At 55.8% G+C, this 12,422-nt stretch carries 11 protein-coding genes and 2 pseudogenes; 1 reads left to right on the plus strand and 12 read right to left on the minus strand.

Features of this window, described 5'->3' with window-relative positions; genetic code table 11:
* Nucleotides 1–11: 11 nt before the first annotated feature.
* The 6 genes from AC1M2H_RS25070 to AC1M2H_RS25095 form a co-directional block, all read right to left on the minus strand.
* The gene (locus tag AC1M2H_RS25070; protein WP_480149502.1) at nucleotides 12–1,538 is read right to left on the minus strand and encodes a conjugal transfer protein TraG N-terminal domain-containing protein; all 1,527 of its coding nucleotides are present in this window, start codon (nucleotides 1,536–1,538) and stop codon (nucleotides 12–14) included.
* Complete coding sequence (locus tag AC1M2H_RS25075; protein ID WP_480149503.1) at nucleotides 1,535–1,906, minus strand: hypothetical protein; 372 nt, start codon at nucleotides 1,904–1,906, stop codon at nucleotides 1,535–1,537. The genes AC1M2H_RS25070 and AC1M2H_RS25075 overlap by 4 nt, the downstream gene beginning before the upstream one ends.
* Nucleotides 1,907–1,922: 16 nt before the next feature.
* Complete coding sequence (locus tag AC1M2H_RS25080) at nucleotides 1,923–3,299, minus strand: integrating conjugative element protein (protein ID WP_480149505.1); 1,377 nt, start codon at nucleotides 3,297–3,299, stop codon at nucleotides 1,923–1,925.
* Nucleotides 3,296–4,482, minus strand: a protein-coding gene (locus AC1M2H_RS25085; RefSeq protein ID WP_480151836.1) for an IS3 family transposase whose coding sequence is annotated in 2 segments (ribosomal slippage) — nucleotides 3,296–4,206 and nucleotides 4,206–4,482 — 1,188 coding nt in all. Because the reading frame shifts where the segments join, the coding sequence is not laid out codon by codon here. Before AC1M2H_RS25085 ends, AC1M2H_RS25080 begins: the two co-directional genes overlap by 4 nt.
* Before the next feature lie 145 nt (nucleotides 4,483–4,627).
* Entirely contained in the window at nucleotides 4,628–5,563 is a 936-nt protein-coding gene (locus tag AC1M2H_RS25090; protein ID WP_480149506.1) for a TIGR03756 family integrating conjugative element protein, read from the minus strand.
* Between the two features lie 73 nt (nucleotides 5,564–5,636).
* On the minus strand, nucleotides 5,637–6,041 hold the full coding sequence (locus AC1M2H_RS25095) for a TIGR03757 family integrating conjugative element protein (protein WP_060558333.1): 405 nt from the start codon (nucleotides 6,039–6,041) through the stop codon (nucleotides 5,637–5,639).
* Between the two features lie 196 nt (nucleotides 6,042–6,237).
* On the opposite strand from AC1M2H_RS25095, the gene AC1M2H_RS25100 reads away from it, so the two are divergent.
* Complete coding sequence (locus tag AC1M2H_RS25100; protein WP_480149507.1) at nucleotides 6,238–7,044, plus strand: DUF4225 domain-containing protein; 807 nt, start codon at nucleotides 6,238–6,240, stop codon at nucleotides 7,042–7,044.
* Here AC1M2H_RS25100 and AC1M2H_RS25105 read toward each other — a convergent pair.
* From AC1M2H_RS25105 to AC1M2H_RS25130, 6 genes and pseudogenes are all read right to left on the minus strand, one after another.
* Nucleotides 7,038–7,349, minus strand: coding sequence for a hypothetical protein (locus AC1M2H_RS25105; protein WP_157800472.1), 312 nt, complete (start codon nucleotides 7,347–7,349; stop codon nucleotides 7,038–7,040). The genes AC1M2H_RS25100 and AC1M2H_RS25105 overlap by 7 nt on opposite strands.
* Nucleotides 7,350–7,497: 148 nt before the next feature.
* Complete coding sequence (locus AC1M2H_RS25110) at nucleotides 7,498–7,902, minus strand: acetyltransferase (protein WP_480149508.1); 405 nt, start codon at nucleotides 7,900–7,902, stop codon at nucleotides 7,498–7,500.
* A pseudogene (locus AC1M2H_RS25115) lies at nucleotides 7,899–8,279 on the minus strand (conjugative transfer ATPase); the annotation flags it as partial. The gene AC1M2H_RS25110 and the pseudogene AC1M2H_RS25115, both read right to left, overlap by 4 nt.
* An 8-nt stretch (nucleotides 8,280–8,287) precedes the next feature.
* A protein-coding gene (locus AC1M2H_RS25120) for an IS3 family transposase (protein WP_480151836.1) occupies nucleotides 8,288–9,474 on the minus strand; the annotation gives its coding sequence in 2 pieces (ribosomal slippage) (nucleotides 8,288–9,198 and nucleotides 9,198–9,474; 1,188 coding nt in all).
* A gap of 9 nt (nucleotides 9,475–9,483) precedes the next feature.
* Nucleotides 9,484–11,967 (minus strand): annotated as a pseudogene (locus tag AC1M2H_RS25125) (conjugative transfer ATPase); the annotation flags it as partial.
* Nucleotides 11,967–12,392, minus strand: a complete 426-nt coding sequence (locus AC1M2H_RS25130; protein ID WP_110146549.1) for a TIGR03751 family conjugal transfer lipoprotein — start codon at nucleotides 12,390–12,392, stop codon at nucleotides 11,967–11,969. The gene AC1M2H_RS25130 and the pseudogene AC1M2H_RS25125, both read right to left, overlap by 1 nt.
* Nucleotides 12,393–12,422: the final 30 nt, after the last annotated feature.

Here is a 12,422-nt window from a genome sequence, read left to right on the forward strand (position 1 = left end):
ATTTTACAGCTCTAACCTTTTTTAGCCCCCGATAAAGCGGCACTACTTAAGGTATCAACCGCTTTACCTCCACTGTTCTGTGCTTGTTTGGTGCCATTATTCATGGCCCCTTCGATTACTCCACCAGTCCGAATACCAGCCCAAGAAAGAGCGCCTACCCAGACAGCTGGTAATACCAAGAACATACACCCCATCACCAGGTTCATAATCAGGTCATCGGCACTATTCTGGAACCCGGCCACATTCCAACGACTGTGCGAGTCCGAACTGTACAATGCCTCCAGTAACCAGCTGTCCAGCCAGCGAGCCAGTTCCCACCAGAATGTCAGGAAGTTCAGCGCAAACACCACGAACGTCACCGTAATCACCGTCTTGTACTCGTAGGCAGCGAACGCCAGAATAAGCGGCACCATGATATAGACCGCCATCAGCAGTACCGCCTGCACCATCGGCAATGCCTGACGCATCGCATCAAATGCCGGGTACGCCGCCAGGCTCCCCAGCGCGGTTCCGCCCAGCGACGCGAGCCGGTTAACCGAGTTGTCCAGGGTAAAGTCTGCATTGCCGCCGTAACCGGCATAAGCGCGTCCGCCCTGGGAGACCGTCAGGTTATCCGGACTGACCAGGCGGCGCACCACCGCCTCTTTATAGTCCGCATCCGGTTGCCCCATCATCTTCAGCGCGGCAGACATCCGCAGCATGACGCCAGGATCGACCTGTTTCACCACGCGGGCTTCCAGCCCCGTTTCGCCGGCAGACCACCACTCGCTGCAGGTTGGATAGCCCCCTCGTCCGGTGTTTGGCCGGCCGCTGTCCCGCCCCTCATTCCAGGGAAAACTGGTACGCGGAGTTTTGGACTGCAGGTTGTTGTAGTAGCCGCCGTTCAGGAAGGTTTTCGACCCCAGCCACTCGATATCACGCAGCGTGGCCTTGTCGGTCGTTTGTCCCTGGTCGCGGTTCTGCCAGGTATACAGCGCCAGCGCGTAGCAGTCATTGGTGAAGTCCTGAAGCTCCTTCGCCAGCCCCGGATTGTTGACCCGGCTGTGCTGGACTTCAAAACGGACCTGCCGCAGATCCGGCCGGCACGGAATGGTGGCCACGGCCGCCGACGTGATGCCTTTTGAGAGTTTATGCACCACCAACCACCACACCGGCACCTTCGCCGTCTGGCCATTCATGCTCGACATGATGTTGGCGTAGCCCGTTTCATCCGGCTTCTTCGGGGTCCAGGTGCCACAGGTCGCCGCCCGGCTGCTGTCGTACTTGATGGTGTCCAGGCTGACATTCATCAGCGGCAGACAGCAGGCCAGCATCACAAAGAATGCCCCGTAGAGCAGGTTTTCGATGCGCGGCAGGGACAGCATCCCTTTGTTGCCCTCATCCTCCCCTTCCTCTCGTACCTTCAGCCAGATGGCCGCCACCTTGAACAGCAACGGCAGCACAAACAGCCCCGTACTGACCAGCAGCTCCCACAGGCCGTTGTTAATCAGCCAGCCGAGCAGCGTCAGGAAATACTCCAGATAGCTGTTGGTCATCATAACGACAGCCCTCCACCAAAGAGGCTGTATTCACAGGCCAGGGCAAATACCGCGCAGGCAATGGCCATGCGTTTGAGGGGTTGCCGGTATTCTGGTTTGCAGCCCGGCGCATGCCAGACTTTCCAGAACCCCCAGGCCAGTGCGGCGTAAAGCGCCAGGCGCCAACTCAGCCAGCCATAACGGGTGCTGTGCACCCAGTCACGCAGCGCGGCACTCTCTCCCGGGTGATTGACACCCCAGTGAGCCATGCCCAGCGCGACTATCATCGCTATCACCAGCATGCCCAACATCTGCAGAACACGCTTTGCCCGCAGACCAAACCGGCGCCTCCTGGTAGGCGTCACCGCATTTTTCTCTGTTCCGGTCATTGATTCATCCTCACAATTACTGGTCGCTTTCCGGCACGGCCAGCTGGTTGAATTTAGTATCCGGGCTGTCAACCGACTGACGCTGCGGGTTGGTTTCCGCCCGATTGTTCTCCCTATCGATGATTGTCAGTACCGCGTTACGCGCAATTTCACGCTTCATCTCCATCTCGTTCTTGAGCGCCGTGATCTCACGATCCAGCGCCTCGATACGCCGATCACCCTCTTCCATCGCGACTTTCTGCGCAGAGGCATTCGGCTCAGACATCCCGGTGGTGATCATGCGCCGCATGATAAAGGCCGTTTCGATGGTATCCGCCATCGCCAGTTCACTGGCCAGGCGCCCAACCAGGGCGGCATTATCCGGATCGCGCTGCAGTGCCTTGATAACGCCGGCGGTCACCGCCAGGCTACCTGTCTTAAGTTTGGCCAGGTTGCCCGCGGTGGGTTTTTCTGCCCCATTGACCAGCTTGGCCAACTGCTCATTATTCGTTTTCGTCGCCTCTTCCAGCATCGGCGCAAAACCTGTACCGGCTACGGTGCTGCCTGGCTGTTCGGTCCCTTCGCCACTGGTGCATTGCGCGGCGTCCTTGCAGGTGCGCAGCGAGGTGTCGCCCAACACCTTCACCACAGCGGCTGCCGCTTCTTCACTGCTGGCATATTTGGTACAGGCACCGCCGGTACAGCTGCTGCCGGATACGCTGGAGGTGCTGGTGACCGGCAACGCATTCATCATGTTGTAGCCGGCTGCAGCCAGATCGTGCGTCGGTTTGATGGCCAGCTGACCGGCGCCGCCGCGCTTCTGCCCACCGATCCAGGTCTGGCCGGATTGCCCGGTTACTTTCTCGGTGGCATTCATCGACCGCACTGCATCGGCATCCCCGTTATTGATCAGGCTTTTGGCCTCCTCCATCGCCGCCGCCTGACTCCAGCCGCCGGAATCCGCCATATCCATCATCCGTTTGGAGAGGTTCTGGCAATTGAGCTGGGCTTTGTCGAATGCCACATTGGCCTGCAATACCCCGTTGGTCAGCATTTCATACAAGCCTGGATTAGCACGCTGGATAGCCATCGCCGGCAGACTGGCTACCGCACCGGTAGCGCCCTGAATAACGTTACCCATCAGGCTCTTGAACCCGTCCGTCACGCCATTGAGCTGGTTACCGATGGTGCTCTTCAGGTCGAAATTTCCGCACATCAAATCCGAGCTCCAGCCCAGGTTCATCCCCAGGCGTTGCATATTGCCACGCGTAGCCGGCTGCGATATCACCGAGCCTCCGCCCAGGGAATAGAACAGTTTGTCCGAGACCGCGCCGCTGGCGTTCTTCCCGTAACCGATATTGCTGTCATTCACCTGGGGCAACGAAATACCAAACAGGGTGCCTGATCTGGTCAAGTTAAACAGGACACTTTTTTCTCAGCCATCTGTTCATATCGCACTGGCGATAAATACCCATTCGAAGCATGGTTTCTGTCAAGATTGTAATAACGCATATAGTCTGCAACATCACGTTTCATACCTGCCCGCGTCTGCTGCGGGATCAACAGCACCCATTCATGTTTCAAACTGCCCCAAAAACGCTCCATTACCGCGTTATCCCAGCAGGCGCCAACATCTCCCATGCTGCTTCTGAGTCCGTAACTGGTTAACTGCGTTTGGAAGCGCTTGCTGGTATACTGCGCTCCACGATCGGTATGGACGACCAGCCCTGTCGGTGGATTGCGCAGGTTGTAAGCCTGCATGAGAGCCCGGCAAACCAGCGACGATGTCATTCTCTTGTCAATGTGCCAACCGACGATCCGGCGGGAATATAAATCCATGATCGCAGCCAGGTACAACCAGCCTTCACCCGTTTTCAGATACGTAATATCACTCACCCATATCTGGTCCGGTCCGGGAGGATTGAAGTTCTGATTCAACAGATTTGGTGCAAAATCAGCCCCTTTCTTCGGTTTCGTTGTGACCTTCCAGGCACGACGTTGCCGGCAGAGAAGTCCCTCTTCGCTCATGATTTTTCTAACGCGCCAACGACTTATGGTGACGCCTTCTTCACGGAGCTTTTTAACCAGCGTTCGGCTCCCGGCACTTTCCCGACTGGCAGAGAATAACGCCTTGAGCATCACCCTGACTGCGGTATCTTTCGGCGGGCAGGCTATCGGCTTTTTTCGCCAGGCATACCATGCGGACGGGCTAATGCGCATCACGCGACAAAGCGTCCGTAGCCTGTAATTACCTGCGTTATCGAGGATAAACTGGTATCTCACGACATGTGCTTCGCAAAGAAGGCGCTCGCCTTTTTTAATATTTCCTTCTCAATGCGTAACTCTTTGTTTTCTAGACGTAGCCTTCGGAGTTCAGCTTGTTCATCTTCACTAAGCGGACTTTCATGGCGCTGGCGCGCGGCGGCGACCCAACTGCGCAATGTTTTGGCGCTGATCCCCAAAGAAGTTGCGGCACGCGCAATGGAGTAATTTTGCGTCAGCACCAGGGCCACCGTTTCCTTCTTAAATTCTGGCGTAAACTTTCGCTTCTGATTCACTAAACACCTCCATTTTGGATGTAAGTTTAGTGTCCTGATTATTCGACCACAGCAGCCGTTATCGTCATTGTCGTCAGCGTGCGCATTCACGCTGGCCAATGCCATACTGCTGACAACCAACAGAGACAGCAGGCTGCGCCGTCCCCGGAGAGATTTATTCATTGGTTTTTTCATCATTTATGCCTCAGAAATCTGTGCTGTAGAGGAAACGCTGCCCGCGGCGCTGGCAGCAGCTATAGGGTTGCCACAGGGCAAAGGCAGTGTTCCCATCCACGGCCGGCGGATGTTCACCGTCCGGGAACACAGCGCAGGACTGGCTCAGTTGAGGTGCCAGGCGTTGCCATTTGTGGTTGCTGGTTCCGGTATTTTCCTGAACCGCACCTGGTGGCCAGTACCCTTCCGAGCGTTGGCCCATCAGGGGCTGGTAGACGTGCGGCTGACCAGTTCGAGTAATGATGTCCGCCACACGCTGTGCCACCAGAGCACCCGCCTTGTCGTCATCAACCTGAGTCACAAATCCCGAACGGGGATAGACGTTGCCCCACATATTCGCGGCTGCCTGACTACCAACCTCGCGCTGACCGGGGATCAACGCCTCCGGATACAATGATTCCGGCATGCCAGTACGCCATGCCAGGCTGTCCAGCGTGCTGAGGAAATACGGCACGAAGGGGGTCGCCGCACTACGGCACGAATAGCCGGCAATGCTGCCGCCAATCAGGGACGTCGCCGGATGGCCAATGGCGTCAGCGTATTTGAAATGCAGGTTGGTTTTGCGCTGCCCAGGCGTTTTCAGCTCATTGTTGCCGCCGCCGGCTGCAACTCCGCCCAGCGCGCTGGTGATACTGCTCTCGAGTCCGCCGGCGGCCTGACTGACCATCGACATCTCACGCCACGGGTTGCCTCCCGGGGTGTTATACGCCGACACCACCGCCTCCGGGATGAAATGGCTAACTTTGACCGAAGTCCGGACAGTGCAGCCGCCCCAACTGCAGAACAACCAGTAACAAATGCCGCTTACCCGCCAGCTGATGCAGGACTGCGATACCGCACTGGCAACAATCTGCGCGCTGTTAAGTGCGGCATTCACTGCCGGCACGCCGGCCGCAGACAGCATCATGGCTACACCGAGGGATTTAAGGGTCTGCCGGGGTTGTCCGGAAGACGCCAACTGCAAGGGAAATCGTTGCATGTCACTGGCCCTCCAGTGACTTCGCGCGCAACGCGGTGGCCCGGGCGATATCAGCGGTGCCATACACCACATCCCGATCGTCAAACACGACCGCGGGGACTTTTTTGACGCCCAGTTCCCAGGCGCGCACCACCGCACGGTAAACCGTCGCCAGCTCCTGTTCATGCGCCTGCCATTGTGGTGACTGCAGTACGGCTTGCGCCTGCCGCTGCGCTTCATCCGGGTTCGACGACAGTGCGCCGAAGAGCTGCGTCTGCAACTGCTCCGGACCGTCAAGATAAATCACGGTCACGGAAGCATCATTATTCGTCGGAGGATGGTGGGAATCGGTATACAGTACCGTGCCGGCAAGCACCGATGCCGGCATCAGCAGAGGAAACAACGTCAGCAACGTGCTGATTTTCATGGCGTGCACTCCTGCGTGGATAGAATCCACACAGGGTGCTATGGAGCGCTCAGAAAGACAGCAAAGAAGTCTTTATTGGATTGCGATAATTTTACTACGCTAACGCTGAATCTATGCTGCAAGAATTTATGCAATTGAGTAGACCTTGTTATATGATTTTGGTCGACGGTATGACAAATCGCTTATGAGGGTATAAATGGATATTTCACAGCTTACAGGACAACGGACTAACGCCTGGTCAGCAACCATGATTAATCTGGAAGCTCGAAAACTCATTAATACCGCGAATACCGTTGCGTCTCACCATCTTCAGGATGGGCTCACAAAAATCAAGTTCATGGAAGATATTAAATCCTTCATATCACAGCAATTTTATCTTGCTCGCCAGGCAAAATCTGAAGAGGAAGGAATTTCCTATTTAAAGAACTTAAGAGCAGAAAATGAAAATCTTCTCGAGCAAGATCGCTTACTCAGAACAAAGGCCGCAAAACTGTATGCAAAGGTAGAATTTATCAAGGAAAACAACAAAGTCGTGGGTTATGCCATCACGGCAGTTAACGTCGTCCTGGCCGGTCTGGAAGTTGTAGGTGGATTTGCAATAGCAGCGACAGGAACCCCTATCGGCGTCATGGCGGGAGTAATACTTATCGCTGATGGCTTCAATACGCTTTCGCGAGAATTCGATCAGCAAGTACAAAGCAAACCTGGTTCTGAAGGGATCCTCGCTAATGGTGTCATGGCAACCGCTGAGTTTATGGGATTCAGCCGAGATAGTGGTCTCGGTGCTTTTAAAGCAGTAACCCTCACAGCTAACGCTTACAGCATATTCGGATTACTCAGAAGACCTGGAACATGGCGGCTGTTCCACTATCTACCGACTGATTTTTATCGCAAGGTCGAAACCATGAACAGACCTATGTTGACAATGAAAATAGTAGGCTATGGACTTAAGGCAAAAGTTGTATTCGATTTAATGACAACGACAACAGACTCAGCTCATTGAGCCCGTTTTCTGAAACGCCAGGATTTATATGCCAGGCCAGCCGGAACAGTTAACCAACCGATGGCTAAAACGAATAAACCGGCAAACACACCAGATAATGCGCTGTCAACAGACCCCAGAATCAGCGCTATCAAACACACCAAAACAACCCCAAACGTCACCCAGACATTGATCAAGAACCGCTTCGCCAGGTCTGAAACAATGACATCTACAGTTGAACCATAATTGGCACTATTATTTCGGAGCTTCTGTATATCTTTCGTCGTAAAACCTGACTTCGATAATGCTTCTTCAGTTATCGCCACGTCATCTCCTCCTGTAATACCGAATAGTATACCGTTATCCGGATAAAAAAAAACCGGCCAGAGGGCCGGTGATCAAATGAAAACATACTCTCAAAAATTGGCTCAGATACCAGATAGTATGAAGTGTTCGTTAACTTCTGCAGTGTTATCAGTTAACCCTAAATCGCTCACACAGCTCGCTCAGGTGGAGAAGCAGGTACACCACATCCGCCGCGTCTGGCACGGTAATATACCAGCGCGGGTGATCATACTCTTCCGGCTGAGGCCACAACGTACTGCCGGTCACCGTGATCAGCACATCGATGCAACGCCCAAGGCGCCCCTCAAGATGCAGAGCCACACTGGTACGACTCCCGATGCGATGCGGGTGGGCGGTAAGCCGAACTGGCCCTGACAACCGAGCCCGAATAGCCGTACAGAACGTGTCGAGTCCCTGCGCATCTGTTGCGCTCAGGGTAGCCACCCCCTGCGGGGGAAGGGTAAACAACGCCGGATCTCGAATGACCAGGTCTTGAGAACGCACAACCGGTTCAGGATATTTCAGGGTCATCATGCAGCCCGTGCCTCCCCGTTCGCCGCCAGACCACGCAGGCGGTCAAGCTTTTGCGCTACCCTTCGCGCCGCCTCGAGCTCGCTGCAGCCAAACTCCTGCATCAGCGCGCGGCGTTCGGCCTTCTCTTCTTTTTCGGTCATCCCCAGCGCCAGGTACAGGCTCGGCGGTACTGCACGGAACAGCGCCTCGAGTTTTTTCGACAACACCACACCTTCGGTATAACAGCCGGAGAGTTTGCTGGCTGACAGCAGCACCGCCTTTTGCTCTTCAGTCAGCGCCTTGAAGCGGGCAATGTCGTTGACCTCCTCCGGCGGCATGGTCAGACAAACCCACCACTCCGCCATATTCAACATTTTCTCGGCAATATCCGGGAAGTCTGATCTGGTCAAGTTAAACAGGACACTTTTTTCTCAGCCATCTGTTCATATCGCACTGGCGATAAATACCCATTCGAAGCATGGTTTCTGTCAAGATTGTAATAACGCATATAGTCTGCAACATCACGTTTCATACCTGCCCGCGTCTGCTGCGGGATCAACAGCACCCATTCATGTTTCAAACTGCCCCAAAAACGCTCCATTACCGCGTTATCCCAGCAGGCGCCAACATCTCCCATGCTGCTTCTGAGTCCGTAACTGGTTAACTGCGTTTGGAAGCGCTTGCTGGTATACTGCGCTCCACGATCGGTATGGACGACCAGCCCTGTCGGTGGATTGCGCAGGTTGTAAGCCTGCATGAGAGCCCGGCAAACCAGCGACGATGTCATTCTCTTGTCAATGTGCCAACCGACGATCCGGCGGGAATATAAATCCATGATCGCAGCCAGGTACAACCAGCCTTCACCCGTTTTCAGATACGTAATATCACTCACCCATATCTGGTCCGGTCCGGGAGGATTGAAGTTCTGATTCAACAGATTTGGTGCAAAATCAGCCCCTTTCTTCGGTTTCGTTGTGACCTTCCAGGCACGACGTTGCCGGCAGAGAAGTCCCTCTTCGCTCATGATTTTTCTAACGCGCCAACGACTTATGGTGACGCCTTCTTCACGGAGCTTTTTAACCAGCGTTCGGCTCCCGGCACTTTCCCGACTGGCAGAGAATAACGCCTTGAGCATCACCCTGACTGCGGTATCTTTCGGCGGGCAGGCTATCGGCTTTTTTCGCCAGGCATACCATGCGGACGGGCTAATGCGCATCACGCGACAAAGCGTCCGTAGCCTGTAATTACCTGCGTTATCGAGGATAAACTGGTATCTCACGACATGTGCTTCGCAAAGAAGGCGCTCGCCTTTTTTAATATTTCCTTCTCAATGCGTAACTCTTTGTTTTCTAGACGTAGCCTTCGGAGTTCAGCTTGTTCATCTTCACTAAGCGGACTTTCATGGCGCTGGCGCGCGGCGGCGACCCAACTGCGCAATGTTTTGGCGCTGATCCCCAAAGAAGTTGCGGCACGCGCAATGGAGTAATTTTGCGTCAGCACCAGGGCCACCGTTTCCTTCTTAAATTCTGGCGTAAACTTTCGCTTCTGATTCACTAAACACCTCCATTTTGGATGTAAGTTTAGTGTCCTGATTATTCGACCACAGCAGTCTTTCAGGTTCTGCGTGGCCAGCCACAGCCAGGCGCCGAGCTTACGCCACATCTTGACGATTTTGGTCATGTACGGCGCCAGCAGCGGGTTCACCGTCACAATGTGCGCCTCATCCACCGCGAACACGATATCCCGCTCCGAGTACTGGTCTCGCTCGGCAATGTTGTTGATGGTGTTGGTCAGGCTCACCATCGTCAGCGCCATCTGCGCCTCATAGCCCTCACGTGCCAGATGCCCAAGGTCAATCAGGGTCACATCCGCCTCTGGCCACAGGCTGCCCTCACGGTTAAACAGCTCTGCTTCAAAACTGCCTGCCTGGGTAAACATCCCGAGCGACTCCGCCATTTCGGCCGCTTTGGCCCGGCGCTGGACGTTACGGATATCACTCCCTTCGTCTTTGGATATGGCGTACAGTGCCTTCTGCAGGTCTGCCGGCAACATCTGCCGTCCTTCGTCATAGGTCTGCCGCGCTGCCATCAGCAACGCCTCGCGGATCATCGCGCGGTCGGCGCGTTTCAGTTCATGTTCTTCCTTCGCATCGCCGCCGGTGATCATCATGCGCGCCGAGATCTCCATTTCCCCCAGGTAATCGCGCTTATCTTCATCCTCGTCGTCATCGGCATCGATGTCCGGCAGTTCATTTTCATCCAGGGCCAGCGAGGTTAACGCATCGTCGACGAGTTTATGCGCGTAGGAGAACGGCGGCAGCGAGACGCCACTGCCCGGTTTGATACTCACCTTGTTGACGCTGAGCCCCTGGCTCTCGAAGTAATCGGCCAGCAGTCCGAACGAGTTCCCCGCTTCGGCAATAAACAGTCGCGGCCGGTGTATTGCCATCAGCTGCGACAGGGTCGCACACAGCGTCGCAGATTTCCCCGCGCCGGTCGGACCAAAATACAGCATGTGCGCATTCTGACTCCGGTCGTGCTTGTTGAGCGGGTCAAACGTCAGCGTATCCCCACCGCGGTTGAAGAAGCTCATGCCGGGGTGACCGGTCCCGGTTTCGCGGCCAGTCACCGGTAACAGGCCGGCCAGATGCTGTACCCAGGTCAGGCGGGTGTACCAGTGTTTCTTGTCCGTCTCCGGGTTAAAACACATCGGCAACGCCCGCAGGTAGGTATTGAGCGGCGCCACATCAAATTCCGGACGAACCGGTTGCAGGCCGGCGCCAAGCAACACGTTGGTGAGCTCGACACGTTTGTGATTGAGCGAGGTCAGATCGCCGGCACGCAGCAGGAAGGTGATACCGGCACGGTACAGTTTGTGGCGATTGCCCAGGTACTCTTTCACCTGCGCCACGTCCTGGCGCACGCGGCCAGATTCAGTATTCTCACCGACGGCATTTTTGGCCAGTCGATTGAAGTCATTCTCCAGCGTGTCTTGAGGCTGCACGACAATCGTCATGCACACCATCGTCCCCTCCGGGAACAGATCCATCAGCGCATTGATTTTCTTCTCGCCGCGTTTCATTTCACCGGTGATCGTGCCCGGCTCCGGCGGACGGCGCAGCTTCTCGACCGGGATCGCGCAATGCGCCTGGTTATCGAACCACCATACACCGTGGTCAGGATCGGATACGGGCGGGGTGAACAGCAGGGTTTCGGCAAAATCATTCTGCACCGGCATCGCGCCTTCCGGCGTGTTACGGCTGTCAAAATAGGCGGCATCGCGATACAGCGTCTCTTTATCCACCCACTCCGGGCTGGGGTTAAAAAGGCGAAGCATCCAGTCATGGAACTGCGCACCGTTCTGGCGTACGCAGGCAACGCCGGCACCGGCCAGGGCACCGGTCACGCGCTCACAGGTCTGATTCAGCATGGCAATCGGTGGCATCGGATCATGATTGCTCTTACCCATCCAGCGATAGACCACCATGCGGGTCCGTCGCTGCTGCCCACGCCACGGTTGGTCTGTTATCAGCGTATCTTTGAACAGGCCTTCCGGACGGGCAATCCCGCGCAGATGGCGCTCAGTCTCTTTCAACCAGTCTTCAGTAAACGCACTGCCCTGCGCGTGGGGTTTGACATACTGTCGCAGCCCGTCGATATACGCCTCGACATTGTTCTCGTCCTGGCAGAAGAACTGCACGATCCAGGGGTTTTCATCATGTTCGTCAAACGAGTCCTGCAGGGCATCCTCTACAGTATCGCGCATCTGCTCCAGGCGATCGTCCGTCCGCCCTTCGGTCGCCACCGGCGTGATGTCAAAGACGGCCCCGACGGATACGCCGTCATCGAGCAAGATACACTGCTCACGGTCGAGAAACTCCGCCCAGGGCAGGTAATCAACGATGGACGGATTGGCGTGGTACACCTGCTGCTCATCCTTTACCGTCATCTTGCCCTGGCGCCGTAATGGCTCACGGCCGTCGACAGACAGCGGCACACCGTCCTCGGTCACGTTCAGTGCGTCCTGGGCAACAGCTGCCGGCTTTTTTCGCGCCAGGCGCTTTTTATCAAACAGGGAAAACCGCATCAGTAAGCCTCCGTCCGTTCACCCGGCATCGCATACTGCACCTGGCTGTAGAAAGGAAACACGGTGCTGTACCCCGGCACCGGCGCGTTGCCATCCGCCAGGTGCGGGAACACGTACATCACCAGGTCGGGATTCGGCAGGCGCGGGAACTGCTGGCTGATTTCGCTTTCCTGTGTGCGGCTGTAGCTGCGATCGCTCGCGGCTGTTGCCTGGCTTTCGTTCTCGGTGAGCGGTCGGCGCAGGCTGTCGCGCGCCGCCACCGCATTGCGCGCCGTTCCGCCGCCATCCTCACCCTGCCACAATTCCAGCATCGAGCTGTCGCCTGGCGGCAGCATTTCTTCTTTCGACGTCGAACAGCCGGCCAACGCCATGACGCTGACAATGACAGCGGTCGCCAGGACCCGGTTAAACAGATTTTTCCGCATGATTATCATTCTCTTATAAGCAAACACAGC

Source organism: Klebsiella sp. F11, from assembly GCF_056712265.1.